We start from the raw sequence: 17492 nt of genomic DNA, 5'->3' as shown, positions 1-17492 counted from the left end.
GTTCTCCTTCTTTTGGGCGCACCGGCGGTGACGCGGGTAAAGCTAGTATCTCATGCCAGCGGGAGAACGGAAGGGGAGATATGTGACACCTTTGTAACAGACAGCGCCATAAAACTGCGGGCAAAAAGCATTCAGGTTTCTGCACGGGTTTTCAAAAATGGTCGCTCAGCGCGGGAGATGTTTTTAAATCAAGCCTTCGATAGTTAACCGAAAAAATAAATCACTGCCTGCTCATCACAGCAGTTCCCGGGAGGTAAACGCTAAAAACATGCTATAGCGGCTTCCTGCGGATCGGCTCTGCTACGAAAGCACGCCCGCTTCCACAAAATTCGTTTTGCTCTTCGGTCATATGATTAAAGTATGAACTTGATCACTTGTCTGGTCATGTGGTCAATGCCATTATCATTAACATTCTCACCGACCAGAGGAGGAACAAGATGGGACAGATACGCACGCTTAACGGCGATATAGACAGCAAGTCGCTGGGCGTAACCTACAGCCACGACCATATCTACTGTATTCCACCTTACTGGCAAGAGCGCCAGGACGACGATTTACTGCTTGACGATCTGGCCGCATCGGAGCGGGAGCTGGCCGATTTTGTCCGGGCGGGTGGTCGTTCATTTTATGACGCTACCGCGCCTGATTACGGTCGCCAGGCGATTGAAGTTGCGGCGATGGCTGAACGACAGCAGGTGCAGGTTATCGCCACCGCCGGCTTCAATAAGGGATTTCTCTGGAGCAGCAGGCGCCCCGGCCATGAGCAAACTTTTGCCGAGTGGATTGAGAATACGCCGCTGGATGCGCTGGTCGAGGAGGTCTGCAACGAAGTGCTAATCGGCATCGACGGCAGTTCGCACCGCGCCGGCGTTGTAAAATGCGGCACCGGCTATAACACCATTTCCCGGCTGGAGCGGAAAACCATGGAGGTTATCGTGCGCGCCCAGCAAAAAACCGGCGCGCCGATGCATACCCATACCGAAATGGGCACTATGGCGCTGGAGCAGGTCGCCATTTTTAAACGGCTTGGCCTGGACTTATCGCGCCTGTGTATTGCCCATCTGGATCGCAACCCCGATCCCTGGCTGCATCACCAGGTGGCGAAAACCGGCGCCTGGATCCTCTTTGACGGCATGACACGCATTAAATATCACCCGGAGAACGTGCGCACCGAAGCCATCCTCTCGCTGTGCCGCAAGGGTTACCAGCATCGCATCGTTATCGGCGGCGATTTTGCCCGCAAATCCATGAGCGCCCACTACGGCCTGGGCGGGCTGGGATTGAAGTTTATCCTCAACGACTGGCGGCCGCGCTTTATCGAAGAAGCGCACGAAGCAGGTATGGATGGCGAAGCGCTGCTGCAGGCGTTTTTTGTGGATAATCCGGCCCGCTATTTCTCCTTTAGCTAAGGATCACGTATGCGACTCGATACCCTTAACGAAAGCCAGGCGAAAGCGGCGCTGACGCGCGCGCGCATCGCGTTGCTGCCCCTCGGCGCTACCGAACCGCACGGCGATCATCTGCCTTTGGCCACTGATAATCTGCTGGCCGAGCGTTTCTGCGAGCGTCTGGATGCCGCACTGGGAGCCGATGCCCTGACGCTGCCGCTGGTGCCCTACGGCCAGGTCTGGTCGCTGCGCGGCCACGCGGGGGCGATTGATATCGGCAACGATCTGCTGGTGGAGATACTGCTAGCGCTGGCGCGCAATATGCAGGGCTACGGCGTTACCAGCATGGCGGTAATCAACGCGCATTACGGCAATTTCGACGCGATGAAAACCGCCGCCCGCCGCCTGAAGGAGGAAAATATTCACCTGCTGAGCTACAGCTGGGCGGGCATGGCGGAGACCGCTGCCCGACTGCAAACCTCCTCGACGGCCCGCTCCGGCTATATGCATGCTGATGAAATAGAGACTTCGCTGATGCTGGCGCTGGCCGGAGAATATGTCGATATGCAGCGGGCGCGGGCGCATTACCCTCTTTTTCCGGAAAACTTCAGCGCGCGGCCGATGCGCTGGACAGAATTTTCGGATTATGCGGTCCTCGGCGATCCTGGTGCCGCCAGCGCCGAAAAAGGACGGCAGCTGGTTGATGCCGCCTTTCATGCGACCCTGGCGTCGTTGCAACGGCATCTGAGGGAGATCGCCCATGATTGATCGTCGCGCCATTGTTACCCACAGCGCCGCCGGTACGCCGGAGCAGGCCATTATCGCGGCAGGCGAGGCGCTAAGAGAAACAGGCGCCTGCGATAGCGGCTATGTTCAGGCAATGGTGGACAACTTTCGCCGGTTCGGCCCCTATTTTGTTATCGCGCCGGGGCTGGCGATGCCGCATGCCCGCCCGGAGCAGGGCGCGATAGAGGCGCAAATTAGCCTGGTGCGCCTGACAACGCCGCTGGCGTTCGGCCACGATGAGAACGATCCGGTATCGGTACTTATCGGACTCTCGGCGACCAGCAGCGACAGCCATATTGCGCTGATACAGCGGATCGTCACCGTGCTTGCCGATACGCAAAAACGGGACCTTCTGCTGACCAGCCGCGATCGTGAGATCTTATTTCAACTGTTTCAGTCACCCTGATGTTAAGGCGCTATTGCCGGATCGTTTGCCAATACTGAGGAAAGCAGCATATGAAAATCTTAACCGTCTGTGGCCTGGGGATGGGCTCAAGTCTGATTCTGAAAATGAACGTGGAAACGGTATTGCGCAAGCTGGGGCAGAGCGCTTCCGTCGAACATATGGACGTTTCTTCCGCGGCGTCGGCCAGCGCCGATTTGGTTATCACCCATACGGAATTCGTCCCCAGCCTCAGCCATCTCTCCTGTCCGGTAGTGGTGGTGAATAACTATATCGACCAGCAGGAAATCGAACGCGCGCTGATCGGCTCCGGGCTGTTCGGAGGGGGAGCGTAATGGGCGGCTTTATTGATGTGCTGCACTGGATCACGGTCAATATTTTTGGCGAGGCCTCCATATTGATCGGTCTTATCGTGCTGCTGGGACTGGTGCTGCAGAACAAGCCGCTGGCGGATATCGTTTCCGGCACCTTAAAGGGCATCCTCGGGTTTCTGATTATTGGCGCGGGGGCCAGCATCATCGTCTCAGCGCTACTGATATTCCAGCCCATCTGGACCGAAGTGTTTGGGCTGCAACAGGTGAGCCTGGCCAACATCATGGGGCAGGCGCGCTTTAGCGAGCGATTCGGCAGCAGCGTGACCATCGCCATTGCCGCAGGCTTCGCTATTAATCTGCTGCTGGCGCGGCTGACGCGCTTTAAATATATCTACCTCACCGGCCACATGATGTTCTGGACCGCGATGATTTTCGCCGGCGTGATTGTCAATAACCAGCCGGACGTCTCGCCGGTTACGCTCACGCTTGCGCTGTCGCTGATCCTGGGCGTCTACTGGACCTTTCAGCCCGCGCTGGTGCAGCCCTGGGTGCGGCGCATCACCGGTAACGACAACGTCGCCCTCGGCCACTCCTCCGCTTCGGTGGCGCTGCTGGGCGCGCTTGCGGGCAACCTGTTCGCCCGCCATAAAATCAGCGCCGAAGATATCAAGGTGCCGAAAAATCTGGGCTTCCTGCGCGATTCCAACGTTGTCACCGCCCTGACCATGACGCTGCTGTTTTTTATCGGCACGATACTGCTGCAGATCAAAGCCTCGCCAAAGGCGCTGGAAATCCTGGCCGGCTCCGGCGATCTGAGTTTTTATATCTTCGCCCTCAAACAGTCGCTGCTGTTTACCGGCGGTATTGCGGTGGTGCTGCTGGGCGTGCGCATGTTTATCGGTGAAATGGTGCCCGCGTTTAACGGTATTGGCACGCGCCTGGTGCCGGGCGCAAAACCGGCGCTGGACTGTCCCATTATTTTTAACTTTGCACCTAATGCCGTGGTGCTGGGTTTCGTCGGCGCCTTTGCCGGCTCCCTGCTGTGGCTGGTGGTTATCGGTACCACCACGGGCTATGTCTTTATTCCCAGCATGATCGTGATTTTCTTCCATGCCGGCACCGCCGGGGTCTTTGGCAACGTAACCGGGGGTTATAAAGGGGCGCTGCTGGCGGGGTTCATTACCTCTTCGCTGGTTGCCTGGGGGCAATATTTCTGCGTAAGTTTCCTGATTAATAACACGATTCCGGATACCGCGCTGTGGGCCGGCGACAGCGATATGTTCGTCCTGGCGCCGCTGATTGCCGCTATCGGTAAATTCCTGACCTTTTAAGCCGTAAGGAGGCGTAATGAGCAAGGCAACCGAAGACTTTTTGCAGGCTATTCGTACCCGGCTCGATCGCCTGGAAGGCAACGGCACGTCGCTGGAAGCGGCGGCCGCGCTGATGGCCGATGCCGCTATGGACGGCAGAAAGCTGTTTGTTTTTGGCGCCAGCCACGCGGGGATCCTGACCGAAGAGCTGTGCTATCGCGCCGGCGGACTGGCGATCGTCAACCCGCTGTTTTGCGCAGCGCTGATGCTAAACGTCAGGCCGCTGCCGTTAACCAGCGCGCTGGAAAACGTTGAGGGACTTGGCCGTGAGCTGGTAGGGGCGTCGCCGGTGGGCGAAGGTGACGTGGTGCTGGTGCATTCGGTATCCGGCCGCAACGCAATGCCGCTCGACGTGGCCCTTAGCGCTCAGGCGCGCGGGGCGCGGGCGATCGCCATTACCAGCCTGGATACCGCCGGGCGGGTCAGCCCGCGTCACTCTTCGGGCAAGCTGCTATGCGAAGTGGCGGATATCGTTATCGACAACCTGTGCGACTATGGCGATGCGGCCATCAGCCTGCCCTCGCTCGACCAGAAAGTCGCGCCGCTGTCGACGATAATGGCTGCGACAATCGGCAATCTGCTGGTGATCCGCATCAGTGAAATCATGCTTTCCCGGCGGCAAACGCCGCCGGTTTTAGCCAGCGCCAACATTGACGGCAATCAGAAGATCAATCAGGATATCTTTCAACGACACCATAGCCAGATTCACTATCTTTTATAAAGGCGACAGCATGGAGCCTCTGGGCTTACCGCTTTATCTGCGGATAAAAAACGTCATTCTGGAACGTATTATTGCTTTCTCTTATGTAGAAAAACTCCCCGGCGAGCTGATTCTGGCCGGGGAGTTCAACGTAGCGCGCGGCACGGTCAAGCAGGCCATCGATGCGCTGGTGCAAACCGGCATCCTGTTTCGCGAACAGGGTCGAGGCACCTTTATCAATCGCGACATTCTGCAACACTATTACAGCGATTTGCCCGATCTGCTGCTGCGCTTTACCGGCTCCGCGCCGGTCAGCCTTGAGGTGGAATCGCTGATGCCCACCATGGCCGACGACCATATCAGCGCGAAAATGCATTTAGCTATCGGCAGCCAGCTGCTGCGGCTGGAGCGCTACTTAAAAAGCGCAGGCCAGGTGCTGGGACACGGCGTCACCTGGCTGGACGGCAACGTTTATAGCGGCCTTAGCCATATCGGGGAAGAGCGTTCTTTATACGCCCAGCTGTGCGAGAGCCACGGTTTTTCACCGGTCAGGGCGCGCGATAGCTTTGCGTCTGCCTTATGCAACGCCAGGCTCGCCCGGATACTGTCGCTGCCGGAAGGCAGCCCGCTGCTGCAGGTGGAGCGCGTCGCTACCAGCGCCGAAGGCGCGGTACTGGAATATAGCCAGTTTTACGTCGCCAACGCGGCGCTTTCGCTGGAGCTTGATGCCAGCCAGATAGTAAGCGACGGCCGCTGGCGGTGCACGGTAACTGCCTGACAATCCATTAAAAAATCATTAAAGCCAACCGTAACGGTCGGCCCTGACTGGCGCATGCAGATAACCGGCCGCTGGCTTTGTGAACCCGATTTGAGCATGCTACAAATTCGACACTTCCCCGCGTTGAGCAAGAATAATGATCGAATCATTCTCTCTTGAGCCGAAATAAGGTACAAGGCTGCATGAAAATTCCAAACAGAATCCAACCGCTGGTAGATGACGGCCTGGTTGATGGCGTGGTCCGCCGCCTGAAAAGTGGTAAAGAGGCCGATGTTTATACCGTGTTATGCGGTGAAGAGATCCGCTGCGCCAAGGTTTACAAAGAAGCTACCCAGCGTAGTTTCAGGCAGGCCGTGCAGTATCAGGAGGGGCGCAAAGTCCGCAACAGCCGCCACGCGCGCGCCATGCAAAAGGGCTCAAAGTTCGGCCGCCAGCAGCAGGAAAAGTCCTGGCAGACGGCGGAAGTCGATGCGCTATTCTTACTGGCCAATGCCGGCGTGCGCGTGCCGCAGCCGTATATGTTCCTGGACGGCGTGCTGCTAATGGAGCTGGTCGTCGGCGCTGACGGCATGGTTGCGCCGCGGCTGAGCGATGTGGTGCTGACGGAAGAGGAAGCGCTGGCCGATTTCGACACCATGATCCGCAATATCGTGCGGATGCTGTGCGCCGGCATCGTTCATGGGGATCTGTCAGAATTTAACGTGCTGATGGATGCCGAGGGGCCGGTAATTATCGATCTGCCTCAGGCCGTTGATGCGGCTGCGAATAACCATGCCGAATCGATATTCGAGCGCGATGTGGGCAACATGACCGAATATTATGGTCAGTTTGCGCCGCAGCTGCTTAAGACGCGCTATGCAAAAGAGATCTGGGCGCTGTATGAAGAAGGTAAATTGACGGCGGAAACCGTTCTGAGCGGCCAGTTTGCCGAAGAGACGCATCAGGCCGATGTGGATTCGCTGCTTGATGAAATTATTGCCGCCGAATATGAACACTACGAGCGACAGAGCGCCCTGAAAGATCGCGATCTTTAAAGCTGGCGCAAGGCACCCTTTGAGTTAGCGGCCTGATATGACGACAGGCAGCGGCCAGATCAGGCGTTACTGTCGGGTATAAAACGTTCTTCCAGCGTCGCCTCCAGCTCCAGCATGGCGTTTTCAGCGTGTTGCATGTGGTCGGTCATAATGCGTGCCACCGCCTGAGCATCTTTGCGGCGCATCGCCTCAATCAGACGGTACTGATAGTCGATGCCGACGCTGCGCTCCACCGGCTCCGGGCGCTGATAAATATCTTTGCAGACCGCAAGGTCCTTCAGCAGCCGTTGCAGAAAGTGGCAGATAAAGGCCAGCAGCACGTTGTCCGAATAGCGGGCGACCACCGCATGAAAATCCAGCTCCGCCATACGCTGTGCCCAGCGTTCCGCATCGTCCGCCGGTTCGTGGTCATAGACCGCTATCAGCTGATGCAGCTGCTCAAAGCCGCCGGCATCGATATTGCCAATAGCGCTGACCGCCACCAGAGGCTCCAGGGCCTTGCGCAGGGCGTAAATATTGGCAATCGACAGCTGGCGGGTAAACAGATAGTTCGACAGCAGGCTGATGGCGCGGGTTTCGGTCATCGTATCGATAAAAGCTCCGCCGCCGGGGCCGGTTTTGATGCAGATAAGCCCCTGCACCTCCAGCGATTTCAGCGCTTCCCGCACCGTACTTTTCCCCGCCGCAAAACGGATAGCCAGATCCTTCTCCTGCGGCAGGCGATCGCCGGGCAGCAAATTGTCGCGGATAATGCTCTCTTTAATAGCGTCGACGATCTCATCGGTGCGCTTACGACGCGCGGGTTTGGCTTCCTGGAGTTCACTACTCATCAATCATTTATCCTTTACAGCCGCGGCGCGCTGGCCAGCAGACTCTGGGTGTAACTGTGTTGCGGCGCATGAAAGAGGGTGTCGTTATCGGCACATTCTACCAAATCCCCGCGATACATAACCGCTACGCGATCGGCGATAGATTCTACCACCGCCAGATCGTGACTGATAAAAAGGTATGACAGGGCAAACTGCTGTTTTAGCCGGTCGAGCAGCAGTAATACCTGCGCCTGCACCGACACATCCAGCGCGCTTACCGGTTCATCCAGCACCAGAATACGCGCTTCTGCCGCCAGCGCCCGGGCAATAGCCAGACGCTGCGCCTGGCCGCCGGAAAATTCATGGGGATAGCCGGCCAGGGCATCGGCAGGCATTTGCACCGCCTCCATCAACTCAAGCATCCGGCTTTTGCGCCGCGCGGCCGGATAGCCGCATAAATGGCTGAGCGGCACATCGAGGGTGGCAGCGATGGTTTTACGCGGGTTAAGGGAGGCTACCGGATCCTGAAATACGTACTGAATCATCTGGCCGAAAGCTTTGCCGCCGCGCTGGCGGTGCTGGTGCATCGCTTCGCCCATTAGCTTGATGCTGCCGGAAGTGGGGGTTTCCAGACCGACCAGCATCCGTGCGAGGGTGCTTTTCCCCGAGCCGCTCTCGCCAACCACCGCGAGAGTTTCACCGGCGCTCAGGTGCAAAGATATACCTTTCACCGCCTCTACCCGCGTGCGGGCGGGGGAGAGCCAGCCCGCCTTGCGGCCAAAGGTTTTTGTCAGGTTATCGACTTCAATCACATAGCTCATAGCTTCTCCTGCTGCGGCTGGCGCGGGGGATAAAGTTCAGCAACCTGCTGCAGAAAAGTACGTCCTTGTCCCAGCTTCGGCACGCTGGCGATCAGCCGCCGGGTATAGGCATGCTGCGGCGCGTTAAGCACCGTCGCGGCGGCGCCAGCTTCGACAATTTCGCCCTGCTGCATCACCGCCACGCGGTCGCAGATCTGCGCAATCACGCCGAAGTCGTGGGTAATAAACAGTAGGGTAAGGCCACGCTCGCGGCGCAGTTTTTGCAGCAGGTCGAGAACGCGCGCCTGGACAGTAACGTCGAGGGCCGTCGTGGGTTCATCAGCGATAATAATCTGCGGATCGTTAGCCAGCGCCATTGCGATACCGATGCGCTGGCGCTGCCCGCCGGATAGCTGGTGCGGGTAAGCGTGAAAACGTCCGGCGGCATCCTGAATATCGACGCTCTCGAGCAGCGCCCGTGCTTTTTGCCGCGCGGCACGGTGATTTAACGGCTGATGCGCCTGGATGGCTTCGATAAGCTGCGCGCCGATGCTTATTTGCGGATGCAGCGTGGTCAGCGGATCCTGAAAGATATAGGCCACGCGCGCGCCGCGCCGCTGCTGGAGTTCCGATGGCGACAGCGACAGCATCTCTTCACCGGCGACGTAAATCGCGCCGCCGCTGATTTCGCCCGGCGGCGAAGCCACCAGCCCCATGACCGACAGCGCGGTGACGCTTTTACCGGAACCGCTTTCTCCGATAAGGCCGAGGCACTCCCCGGCTTTGACATGAAAACTGATGCCTTTCACCGCCGCCTTTGCCTGCGTGCCGGAGCGGAAGCTGACCTGTAAATCGACCACTTCCAGCAGAGCCTGATCGCCCTGTGTCGCCGGCGGGATGCTGCTGCGGCTGACCGCGGTTATTGGCCTTGCGCTCAGCAGCACGCCGGATTTCAGCCGCGGATCCAGCAGATCGCGAATGCCGTCGCCGAGCAGGTTAAAACTCATCACCAGCAGGAAAATCATTATTCCCGGCACCAGCGAGACATAGGGCGCGCTGAACATTTGCGCGCGCCCCTGGCCCAGCATCGAGCCTAAATCCGCCGCGGGCGGCTGGGTGCCGAGGCCGAGGAACGACAGCCCGGCCGTTTCCAGAATCATCCAGCCGACGGTCGTCGACATCGTCACCACTATAACCGGCAGCACGTTCGGCAGCACTTCAGTGAGCAGGATTTGCAGATGATTTTTACCCGACAGACGGGCGGCCTGCACAAAATCGCGCTGGCGTAGCCCGACGGTCAGGCCGCGAATGTTACGCGCGAAGAAGGGAATATTGACTATCGCAATGGCATACAGCGCATTCAGCAGGCCGGGCCCCAGCACGGCGACAATCACCAGCGCCAGCAGAATATAGGGGAAGGCCATCAGCATATCGATCAGGCGCATCAGCAGGCTGTCGGTCCTGCCGCCGGCATAACCGGCAATCAGGCCAATCAGCGTGCCGAAAAACGCCGCCAGCAGCGTGGCGCTGATGCCCACCGCCAGCGAAACGCGGGTGCCCCACACCAGCCGCGACAGCACGTCGCGACCCAGCGGATCGGTGCCCAGCGGGTGGCCCGGCGACAGCGGCGGCAGCAGGCGTTGCAGCAGATTGGTGGCATCCGGATCGGCCAGCGGCAGCAGCGGAGCACAGAGCGCGGCGAGCAGCGCTATGAGCAAAATAATCAGCCCCAGCGCGGCCAGCCGGTTAGCCAGCAACAGCGACCACAGCGACGGGCGACGGCTTGTCGCCGCAGAATTCAGCGTCTGGCTCATGATTTTAACCTCGGGTCGAGAAGGGCCTGCAGAATATCGGCGCACAGGTTGATCAGGACGTAGGCGGCGGCAGCCACCAGCACGCCGCCCTGCACCAGCAGCAGATCGCGGGTGGAGACGGCTTTCACCAGCATTGCGCCGAGGCCCGGCCACTGGAATACCGTTTCGATATACACCGCGCCACCGAGGACAAACCCGGCCTGAATACCAATCACCGGGATCACCGACACCAGCGCCATGCGGAAAGCATGGTGGTAAATCACCTTCCGCTCCGATAACCCTTTGGCGCGCGCGGTGCGGATAAAGTCCTGGCGCAGCACCTCAAGCATGGCGGTGCGGGTCAGACGAGCGATGACGCCGGTGGCGACAATCGCAAGCGTTATGGCGGGCAGCGCCAGATGATGCAGCAGATCAAGCCAGCCGCCGCCTCCCCAGATGGCATACATGCCGGAGGCAGGGAACCACTGCAGCTGCACGGCGAACAGCATAATCATCAGCAGGCCTATCCAGAATGAAGGCAACGAGATACCAAGCAGCACCAGCAGGGTGATCAGCCGATCGCCCCAGCCAAACTGACGCACCGCCGAGAATGTGCCCGCCAGTAAGCCGAGCAGGGTGCTGAGCAGCAGGGCGCTACCGCCCAACACCAGCGTGGCGCTGAGGCGCTGCATCACCTCATCCAGTACCGGACGGTTCAGCACATAAGATCGGCCAAAGTCGCCGTGCAGGATATTGCCCGCCCAGAGCAGGTATTGCTGGTACAGCGGCTTATTAAGTCCCAGCTCCTGACTGATGCGGGCGATATTTTCCGGCGTTGCCCAGGCGCCCAGCAACGCCTCGGCGGGATTGCCCGGAATCATCGCCATAATCAGAAATACAATCAGCGACAGGCCGATAAATATCGGCACGATGGATAACAGCCTTTTCAGCAGGTAAATCCACATAGCCATGCTCCGCGTTAACTATTAGCGTTTGGTTACCCGGTTGAGTAACAGATTGAAGTTGGGCTGCAGGGCAAAATGGCCGATGCGAGTCGAGGTCACGGCGTTTTGCTTCCAGTTGGCGACGAAAATCCAGGGCGCATCCTGATGCACGATCTGCTGTACCTGGCGATAGAGCTGACCACGGCGAGCGTTATCGGTGGTCAGCCGCGCCTGCTCCAGCAGGCGATCCACCTGCGGGTTGCTATAGTAGCCGGAGTTAAATCCCCCTTTTTTCGGCCAGGCATCGGTGCGCAAGGTGAGAAAAGGCAGGGTATCGGGATCGTTAGTCATCCATGCCATTTCGGCCATATGGGTCTGGTTGTCGAGCCCGGCATTCACTTTCGACAGATAGGTGTTCCACTCGTAGGTCTCGATTTTGACATTGAGCCCAACGGCTTTCAGGTCCGCCTGAATGGCAGTGGCCATCGGCACCGGATCGAGCATCCCCGATCCGCCCTCGGTTACATAAAAGGTCAGGGTGGCGCCTTCGGCTCCGGCATCTTTCAGCAGCTGGCGCGCTTTAGCCGGATCGTAAGGATAAGGGGCTACAGCCTTATTAGCCGCCCAGCTAAAGGCGGCTGGCACCGGCCCGTCGGTGATCCCCGCCGAGCCCTGCAAAATATTATCCACCAGCGATTGCTTATTCACCGCGTAATTTACCGCCTGACGCACGCGCACATCGTTAAACGGCGGCACCTGCGCATTCAGCATCACATACCAGACGTGCGGTCCGGTGGCTTCATAGAGACGGAAGCGTTTGCTTTTTTCCGCAAATAATTTCACCGTGTCCGGCGGGACTTCGACCATCGCATCGATACCGCCGGAGAGCATCTCCGCTACGCGGGTATTGCCGTCGGTAATGGGACGAAATACCACGTACTTCACCGCCGGTTTGCCGTCCCAGTAACCGGCATTGGCCGTTACGACGACCCGCTGGTTAGCCTGCCATTCGACAAATTTAAACGCGCCCGTCCCCACCGGATGACGGCCAAAGTTCTTGCCATATTTTTTCACCGCCGTCGGCGAAACGATCAGGCCGGTCGGCGTAGCGAGGTTGGAGAGCAGCGGGGCGAAAGGTTCGCTAAGGTGAAACACCAGCGTATGGTCATCAGGCGTCTCGATCGATTTTATCGACGAGAAGAAGAACGACAGCGGAAACGGTCCCGTGTTATGCGAGGGGTGCTGGTCGTCCAGCATCCGCTGGAAGGTGAACTTTGCCGCTTCGGCGTTAAATGGCGTGCCGTCCTGGAAAGTGACGTCCCGGCGCAGCTCGAAGCGATAGGTCAGGCCGTCGGGGCTAATCTGCCAGCGGGTGGCCAGCGCCGGTTCGATATCCAGTTTGCCTTCGCCGTTGCGCACCAGTCCGTCGTAGATATTCACCAGAATGCGCGAGTCGTTAGCCGCCGTCGCCACCTGCGGGTCTAGCGACTGCGGCTCTGCCACCTGACCGATCAGCAGGGCGTCGGCGGGCGTTGCCGCCTGCGTCACGGGCGATCCGCCCAGTCCGAACGCCAGACAAAGGGGCAGAGCAATTCTGACCAACCTGATTGTTACTTGACTCAGCATATCGACCTCTGATGAAGGAATAAGCATTGTTCTGCTTTTTATTTATGCGTATAAATAGAATTTATTGCAATAATTTATGCATATAAATTTGCTATAACGCGAGTGGAGCAGAGATGACCTTTTCAATAGTCGCACGCGATCCGTTGAGCGGTGCGCTGGGCGCAGCGAGCGCCACGGCAGGCCCGGCGGTGGGTGCGCTGGTGTTACATGGTCACGCCCATGCCGGGGCGATTGCCACTCAGGCGATGACCAATCCGCTGTACGGTATTCGCGGTCTGGCCCTGTTACAGCAGGGGTTAAGCGCGGCGGAGACGCTAAAAAAACTGCTGCGGCAGGATAGCGAAGCAGCGCAGCGGCAGGTCATTATCGTCGATCGGCAAGGCGGCTTTGCCCACTGGAGCGGCGAACGGTGCGGAGACTATGCGGCCACTCTGCAAGCGGCAGACTGTCTGCTGGGGGGCAATCTTCTGGCCGGCGCGCAGATCCTCAGCGAGATGCAGCGCGTTTATCAGGCGCAGGATAAATTACCTTTTGCTGACCGTTTACTGACAGCGATGCGGGCGGGCGCGGCCGCCGGCGGCGATCGACGCGGCCTGAAATCGGCAGCGCTGAAAATCTGGCACGACCGGGAATATGCCAGTATCGATTTGCGCGCCGACTGGGCGGATGCGCCGCTGGATGTGCTCGAAGAGATTCTGTCTCAGACGCGAGAGCCGCTGTACGCGGATTTTTTTGCTGCGCTGCCCAAAGGCAGAGTGGATTGATTAACGGACGGCGAGTTCGCCATCCGTTACTGCGGAACGCAACGAGGGCTGACGTAGGTTGTTTAACCGCTGATGCAACAGCAAAAAGCCCGCTTAAGTTTCCTTAAGCGGGCTTCTTAAATATGGCTCCTCTGACTGGACTCGAACCAGTGACATACGGATTAACAGTCCGCCGTTCTACCGACTGAACTACAGAGGAATCGTGTGAACGGGGCGCATAGTAACGGGGCGAGATCGGCTTGTCAAAGCCTGAAATGGCGCTTGCGGTTCGTTTGCTGATAAAACAAGCAAACGAGGCAAAAACAAGCAAAGACATATCTTTACAGGAGTTAGGTTGCCAAAAGATGACGCCCGGCTAAGATATGCGCTTCAGGAAAGCGGGGGACGGATGTTTAAACGCAAGCAAATGGCAAAGTGGTTTTTATGCCTGGCATGTCTGGTGGTGTTAGTTTGCACCGCGCAGCGCATGGCGGGTCTGCACGCGTTACAAATGAAAGCCGCCGTCAGCACGCTTGTCGCCCAGCCTGATGCGCCACAAGCGGATGCGGATGCGTCAGTCACGCCCTGCGAGCTCAGCGCTAAATCGCTGATGGCTTCGCCGCCGGTCATGTTTGAAGGGGCGATCCTTGCCCTGTGCTTATTGCTGGCTCTTCTTGCTCCCGTGCGCGCCATGCGCCTGCCGTTTTCCCCTCCGCGGGCCGTCTCGCCGCCCACGCTCAGGGTCCATCTGCGCTTCTGCGTCTTCCGTGAATGAAAAACTTGCTAAGTAAAACAGTTAGTTAATTCATTTACGGAGAAAATTTATGTTTACTGTGTTCAGGCAGGCGCTGCTCTGCTTGTTATTGCTGTGGCTGCCCGCATCCTGGGCGGCAGAATCGGGCTGGCTGCGTTCCGCCGATAACGATCATGCCAGCGTGCGCCTGCGCGCTGATAAAGCCGGTAGCGGAGAAATCCGCCTGCTGCTGGACGTGAAGCTTGCAGAAGGCTGGAAAACCTACTGGCGTTCGCCGGGGGAGGGCGGCGTTGCACCGGCTATTGCCTGGCAGGGCGATATGCCGAAAGTAAAATGGTTCTGGCCTGCGCCGCAGCGTTTCGAGGTGGCAGGGATGACGACGCAGGGCTATCACAATGATGTGTCCTTGCCAATGGCGATCGACGGTGCGCCGCCTGCCACTATCAGCGGCGTGCTGACTTTATCTACCTGTAGCAACGTCTGTCTGCTTACGGATTATCCTTTCTCGATAACACCTTCTCATCAGGATGAGCAGTTTGCCTACGATTATGCGCAGGCGATGGGCCGGGTGCCGGTAGCCCGCGGGCTGACGGACTCCCTGAACGTGGCCTGGCGCGCGGGTGAGCTGGTTGTTAACGCTACCCGCGCTGACGGCTGGCAGCAGCCCGCGCTGTACCTCGATCCGCCGGAGGGCGCCGTTTTTAGCAAGCCGGTTATCACCATCGATGGCGACAGTTTGCAGGCCAGGGTGCCGGTTAGCGACGGCTGGGGCGAGGCCGCGCCGGATCTGCGCGGAAAGTCAGTTACCCTGGTGCTTGCAGATAACGGTATAGCTCAGGAATCCACCGCCAGCGTCGGAAACGCTCCGCCAGAGGCCGCCGGCAATGACGCGTTTCCGCTCTGGCAGGTGGTGTTAATGGCGTTGGCAGGCGGGCTGATTCTGAACCTGATGCCTTGCGTGTTGCCTGTTCTGGGTATGAAGTTGGGATCTATTTTACTCGTTCAGGAAAAGGATCGGGGCCTGGTGCGGCGCCAGTTTCTTGCCTCGGTGGCCGGGATTATCGCTTCGTTTATGGTGCTGGCCCTGCTGATGACGGTGCTGCGTCTGACTAATCAGGCGCTCGGCTGGGGCATCCAGTTCCAGAATCCCTGGTTTATCGGCGCGATGGCGCTGGTGATGCTGCTCTTCAGCGCCAGCCTGTTCGGCCTGTTTGAGTTTCGGCTTTCTTCCGCTGCGACCACTAAACTTGCGACTCACGGCGGTAACGGCATGGCGGGACATTTCTGGCAGGGCGCGCTCGCGACGCTGCTTGCCACCCCCTGCAGCGCTCCTTTTCTCGGAACCGCCGTGGCGGTAGCGCTTGCCGCTTCTTATCCGGTGCTCTGGGGGCTTTTCATGGCGCTTGGCCTGGGGATGAGCTTACCCTGGCTGCTGATTGCGGCTCGTCCCGGCCTTGCCATGCGCCTGCCTCGCCCTGGCGCATGGATGAACCGGGTGCGGCGTTTGCTGGCGGCAATGATGCTGGGTTCTGCGCTGTGGCTGGCAAGTCTCCTCCCCGCCCACTTCGGTATTTCGCTCAGCAAACCGGTGCAGGAAAGCATCGCCTGGCAGCCGCTCACCGAACAGGCCGTCAGCGACGCGCTGGCGCAACATAAGCGGGTGTTTATCGACGTTACCGCCGACTGGTGCATCACCTGTAAAGCCAATAAGTTCAACGTCCTGATGAAAGACGACGTGCAGGCTGCCCTGAGCGAGCCGGACGTGGTGGCGCTACGCGGCGACTGGAGTTTGCCTTCAGATGAAATAGCCAGCTTCCTGAAAAGGCGCGGCCAGGTGGCCGTACCCTTTAATCAAATTTATGGCCCCGGCTTACCGCAGGGCAAGGTGTTGCCGACGCTGTTGACCCGCGATGCGGTACTCAACGCTTCAGGTGAAGCGAAAGGAAATCAACCATGAAAAAACTCGTTATTCTCTGCTTCGCATTATTGGCAGCTTTCAGCACGCTGGCGCAAACGGCTCCCTTTACGCCCGAGCAGGAAAAGCAAATAGAGGCGCTAATCGAGCAGGCGCTGTTTAACGATCCCGCCAGCCCGCGGATCGGCGCGCAGAACGCCAGGCTCACGCTGGTTAACTTCACCGATTACAACTGCCCGTACTGCAAGCAGCTCGACCCGATGCTTGAGAAAATCGTGCAGAAATACCCGGACGTGGCGGTGATTATCAAGCCGCTGCCGTTCAAGGGAGCAGGCTCGGTGCTGTCGGCCCGAACCGCATTAACCAGCTGGCGCGAGCATCCCGGAGAGTTTCTCGCGCTGCATGAAAAGCTGATGCTGAAAAAAGGCTATCACGATGAGGCAAGTATCGCCGCAGCCGTTGCGAAGAGCGGCGCCACCCCCGTCAAGCCTGACGAGCAAAGCATGGAGACGCTTGCCGCTAACCTGCAGCTCGCCCGCCTTGTTGGCGTGCAGGGGACGCCAGCGACGATTATTGGCGATGAGATGATCCCGGGCGCGGTGCCGTGGGAGACGCTCGAAGAAGTGGTAAAAGAGAAGCTGGCGGCGGCTGATGGTCAGTAAACTGCGCCGCCGGGCGCAGGAAGGGCTCATTTTGCTGGCGCTGCTGGCGGGGGCGATGCTGATCATGGACTGGTGGCGGGCGCCGCAGCAACCGCCCGCTTTTGACAGCACCCCGCTGCAAACGCTGGATGGGCAAACCGTCACGCCTGGCTTACTCAGCGCAGAACGACCGCTGCTGGTCTACTTCTGGGCAAGCTGGTGCGGCGTGTGCCGGTTTACCACGCCGGCTGTCGCGCGGCTTACAGCGGAAGGCGAGAACGTGATAACTATCGCGCTGCGCTCCGGGAATGAGCAGGAAGTCGCGCGCTGGCTTGCCCGCAAGGGAACGGCTATGCCGGTTGTCAATGACGCTGATGGCGCCATCTCCCGCAGCTGGCAGATTGGCGTCACGCCAACGCTCGTGGTGCTGGATAAGGGCAGGGTCGTCTTAACCACCAGCGGCTGGACCAGCTACTGGGGGATGAAGCTGCGCCTTTGGTGGGCAGGATCGTCATAAGTTTTTTGCATCTGCGCGCACCGCTCTGGTGCGCGCATACCTCTTTTGGGGCATAAGCAAAACGCTTTTTCAAGTAATGAAACCTTTCTTTATATCACTTGCTCTTATAATACAGCTGCTTAGCCTTTCTCAAGCGGGCTTTAAAAAAGTGGCAAGCATCTTGCAAAACCTTCTACG

The 17492-nt window shown here is 58.7% G+C and carries 18 protein-coding genes and 1 tRNA gene; 13 read left to right on the top strand and 6 right to left on the bottom strand.

Annotation, left to right across the window (positions count from 1 at the left end; all coding sequences use genetic code 11):
* Positions 1–437 precede the first annotated feature (437 nt).
* The 8 genes from WLO31_RS12810 to WLO31_RS12775 all read left to right on the top strand — a co-directional run bounded on the left by WLO31_RS12810 (position 438) and on the right by WLO31_RS12775 (position 6773).
* Positions 438–1409 carry a phosphotriesterase family protein gene (locus tag WLO31_RS12810; protein ID WP_435926987.1) on the top strand — a complete coding sequence of 324 codons (972 nt, stop codon included), beginning with the start codon at positions 438–440 and terminating at the stop codon, positions 1407–1409.
* 9 nt (positions 1410–1418) lie between these two features.
* Positions 1419–2156 (top strand): creatininase family protein, encoded by a 738-nt coding sequence (locus WLO31_RS12805; RefSeq protein ID WP_435926986.1) that lies wholly within the window; start codon positions 1419–1421, stop codon positions 2154–2156.
* The gene (locus WLO31_RS12800; RefSeq protein ID WP_435926985.1) at positions 2149–2580 is read left to right on the top strand and encodes a PTS sugar transporter subunit IIA; all 432 of its coding nucleotides are present in this window, start codon (positions 2149–2151) and stop codon (positions 2578–2580) included. Before WLO31_RS12805 ends, WLO31_RS12800 begins: the two co-directional genes overlap by 8 nt.
* A gap of 50 nt (positions 2581–2630) precedes the next feature.
* Positions 2631–2912 carry a PTS sugar transporter subunit IIB gene (locus WLO31_RS12795; protein WP_435926983.1) on the top strand — a complete coding sequence of 94 codons (282 nt, stop codon included), beginning with the start codon at positions 2631–2633 and terminating at the stop codon, positions 2910–2912.
* Positions 2912–4222 (top strand): PTS ascorbate transporter subunit IIC, encoded by a 1311-nt coding sequence (locus WLO31_RS12790; RefSeq protein ID WP_435926982.1) that lies wholly within the window; start codon positions 2912–2914, stop codon positions 4220–4222. The genes WLO31_RS12795 and WLO31_RS12790 overlap by 1 nt, the downstream gene beginning before the upstream one ends.
* Positions 4223–4238: 16 nt before the next feature.
* Positions 4239–4982 (top strand): sugar isomerase domain-containing protein, encoded by a 744-nt coding sequence (locus WLO31_RS12785; RefSeq protein WP_435926981.1) that lies wholly within the window; start codon positions 4239–4241, stop codon positions 4980–4982.
* Between the two features lie 10 nt (positions 4983–4992).
* The gene (locus tag WLO31_RS12780) at positions 4993–5739 is read left to right on the top strand and encodes a GntR family transcriptional regulator (RefSeq protein ID WP_435926980.1); all 747 of its coding nucleotides are present in this window, start codon (positions 4993–4995) and stop codon (positions 5737–5739) included.
* A gap of 182 nt (positions 5740–5921) precedes the next feature.
* A complete protein-coding gene (locus WLO31_RS12775) occupies positions 5922–6773 on the top strand; it encodes a PA4780 family RIO1-like protein kinase (RefSeq protein ID WP_435926978.1) in 852 nt (283 codons plus the stop codon).
* A 59-nt stretch (positions 6774–6832) separates the two neighbouring features.
* On the opposite strand, the gene WLO31_RS12770 is transcribed toward WLO31_RS12775, so the two are convergent.
* Genes WLO31_RS12770 through WLO31_RS12750 form a run of 5 tightly spaced genes read right to left on the bottom strand, consistent with a single transcriptional unit; the run spans position 6833 to position 12745 of the window.
* Entirely contained in the window at positions 6833–7603 is a 771-nt protein-coding gene (locus WLO31_RS12770) for a FadR/GntR family transcriptional regulator (protein ID WP_435926977.1), read from the bottom strand.
* Between the two features lie 14 nt (positions 7604–7617).
* Positions 7618–8403: an ATP-binding cassette domain-containing protein gene (locus tag WLO31_RS12765; RefSeq protein WP_435926976.1), complete on the bottom strand. Its 786-nt coding sequence runs from the start codon at positions 8401–8403 to the stop codon at positions 7618–7620.
* Positions 8400–10196, bottom strand: a complete 1797-nt coding sequence (locus WLO31_RS12760) for a dipeptide/oligopeptide/nickel ABC transporter permease/ATP-binding protein (protein ID WP_435926975.1) — start codon at positions 10194–10196, stop codon at positions 8400–8402. Before WLO31_RS12760 ends, WLO31_RS12765 begins: the two co-directional genes overlap by 4 nt.
* Complete coding sequence (locus tag WLO31_RS12755; protein WP_435930600.1) at positions 10193–11140, bottom strand: ABC transporter permease; 948 nt, start codon at positions 11138–11140, stop codon at positions 10193–10195. Before WLO31_RS12755 ends, WLO31_RS12760 begins: the two co-directional genes overlap by 4 nt.
* 21 nt (positions 11141–11161) lie before the next feature.
* Positions 11162–12745, bottom strand: coding sequence for an ABC transporter substrate-binding protein (locus WLO31_RS12750; RefSeq protein ID WP_435926974.1), 1584 nt, complete (start codon positions 12743–12745; stop codon positions 11162–11164).
* A gap of 113 nt (positions 12746–12858) precedes the next feature.
* Between WLO31_RS12750 and WLO31_RS12745 the strand changes: the two genes are divergently transcribed.
* Complete coding sequence (locus WLO31_RS12745) at positions 12859–13509, top strand: DUF1028 domain-containing protein (protein WP_435926973.1); 651 nt, start codon at positions 12859–12861, stop codon at positions 13507–13509.
* Positions 13510–13632: 123 nt separating this feature from the next.
* Here the strand turns inward: WLO31_RS12745 and WLO31_RS12740 are convergent.
* Positions 13633–13708, bottom strand: a tRNA-Asn gene (locus WLO31_RS12740).
* Positions 13709–13897: 189 nt separating this feature from the next.
* Here WLO31_RS12740 and WLO31_RS12735 point away from each other — a divergent pair.
* Genes WLO31_RS12735 through WLO31_RS12720 form a run of 4 tightly spaced genes read left to right on the top strand, consistent with a single transcriptional unit; the run spans position 13898 to position 17315 of the window.
* Positions 13898–14263 (top strand): copper resistance protein, encoded by a 366-nt coding sequence (locus WLO31_RS12735; RefSeq protein WP_435926972.1) that lies wholly within the window; start codon positions 13898–13900, stop codon positions 14261–14263.
* Positions 14264–14312: 49 nt separating this feature from the next.
* Positions 14313–16199, top strand: coding sequence for a protein-disulfide reductase DsbD family protein (locus WLO31_RS12730; RefSeq protein ID WP_435926971.1), 1887 nt, complete (start codon positions 14313–14315; stop codon positions 16197–16199).
* On the top strand, positions 16196–16819 hold the full coding sequence (locus tag WLO31_RS12725; protein ID WP_435926970.1) for a DsbA family protein: 624 nt from the start codon (positions 16196–16198) through the stop codon (positions 16817–16819). The genes WLO31_RS12730 and WLO31_RS12725 overlap by 4 nt, the downstream gene beginning before the upstream one ends.
* Entirely contained in the window at positions 16809–17315 is a 507-nt protein-coding gene (locus tag WLO31_RS12720) for a protein disulfide oxidoreductase (RefSeq protein ID WP_435926969.1), read from the top strand. Before WLO31_RS12725 ends, WLO31_RS12720 begins: the two co-directional genes overlap by 11 nt.
* Positions 17316–17492 lie beyond the last annotated feature (177 nt).

The sequence above is a fragment of the Dryocola sharpae genome, assembly GCF_051307055.1.
Lineage (GTDB): Bacteria > Pseudomonadota > Gammaproteobacteria > Enterobacterales > Enterobacteriaceae > Dryocola.
The sequence above is the reverse complement of the archived record's forward strand: the minus strand, read 5'-3'. Positions and strand labels throughout refer to the sequence as shown.

Bases quoted from the DNA above. Each gene is read 5' to 3' on its own strand.
- WLO31_RS12810 (WP_435926987.1), top strand. From the start codon at position 438: ATGGGACAGATACGCACGCTTAACGGCGATATAGACAGCAAGTCGCTG.
- WLO31_RS12805 (WP_435926986.1), top strand. From the start codon at position 1,419: ATGCGACTCGATACCCTTAACGAAAGCCAGGCGAAAGCGGCGCTGACG.
- WLO31_RS12800 (WP_435926985.1), top strand. From the start codon at position 2,149: ATGATTGATCGTCGCGCCATTGTTACCCACAGCGCCGCCGGTACGCCG.
- WLO31_RS12795 (WP_435926983.1), top strand. From the start codon at position 2,631: ATGAAAATCTTAACCGTCTGTGGCCTGGGGATGGGCTCAAGTCTGATT.
- WLO31_RS12790 (WP_435926982.1), top strand. From the start codon at position 2,912: ATGGGCGGCTTTATTGATGTGCTGCACTGGATCACGGTCAATATTTTT.
- WLO31_RS12785 (WP_435926981.1), top strand. From the start codon at position 4,239: ATGAGCAAGGCAACCGAAGACTTTTTGCAGGCTATTCGTACCCGGCTC.
- WLO31_RS12780 (WP_435926980.1), top strand. From the start codon at position 4,993: ATGGAGCCTCTGGGCTTACCGCTTTATCTGCGGATAAAAAACGTCATT.
- WLO31_RS12775 (WP_435926978.1), top strand. From the start codon at position 5,922: ATGAAAATTCCAAACAGAATCCAACCGCTGGTAGATGACGGCCTGGTT.
- WLO31_RS12770 (WP_435926977.1), bottom strand. From the start codon at position 7,603: ATGAGTAGTGAACTCCAGGAAGCCAAACCCGCGCGTCGTAAGCGCACC.
- WLO31_RS12765 (WP_435926976.1), bottom strand. From the start codon at position 8,403: ATGAGCTATGTGATTGAAGTCGATAACCTGACAAAAACCTTTGGCCGC.
- WLO31_RS12760 (WP_435926975.1), bottom strand. From the start codon at position 10,196: ATGAGCCAGACGCTGAATTCTGCGGCGACAAGCCGTCGCCCGTCGCTG.
- WLO31_RS12755 (WP_435930600.1), bottom strand. From the start codon at position 11,140: ATGTGGATTTACCTGCTGAAAAGGCTGTTATCCATCGTGCCGATATTT.
- WLO31_RS12750 (WP_435926974.1), bottom strand. From the start codon at position 12,745: ATGCTGAGTCAAGTAACAATCAGGTTGGTCAGAATTGCTCTGCCCCTT.
- WLO31_RS12745 (WP_435926973.1), top strand. From the start codon at position 12,859: ATGACCTTTTCAATAGTCGCACGCGATCCGTTGAGCGGTGCGCTGGGC.
- WLO31_RS12735 (WP_435926972.1), top strand. From the start codon at position 13,898: ATGTTTAAACGCAAGCAAATGGCAAAGTGGTTTTTATGCCTGGCATGT.
- WLO31_RS12730 (WP_435926971.1), top strand. From the start codon at position 14,313: ATGTTTACTGTGTTCAGGCAGGCGCTGCTCTGCTTGTTATTGCTGTGG.
- WLO31_RS12725 (WP_435926970.1), top strand. From the start codon at position 16,196: ATGAAAAAACTCGTTATTCTCTGCTTCGCATTATTGGCAGCTTTCAGC.
- WLO31_RS12720 (WP_435926969.1), top strand. From the start codon at position 16,809: ATGGTCAGTAAACTGCGCCGCCGGGCGCAGGAAGGGCTCATTTTGCTG.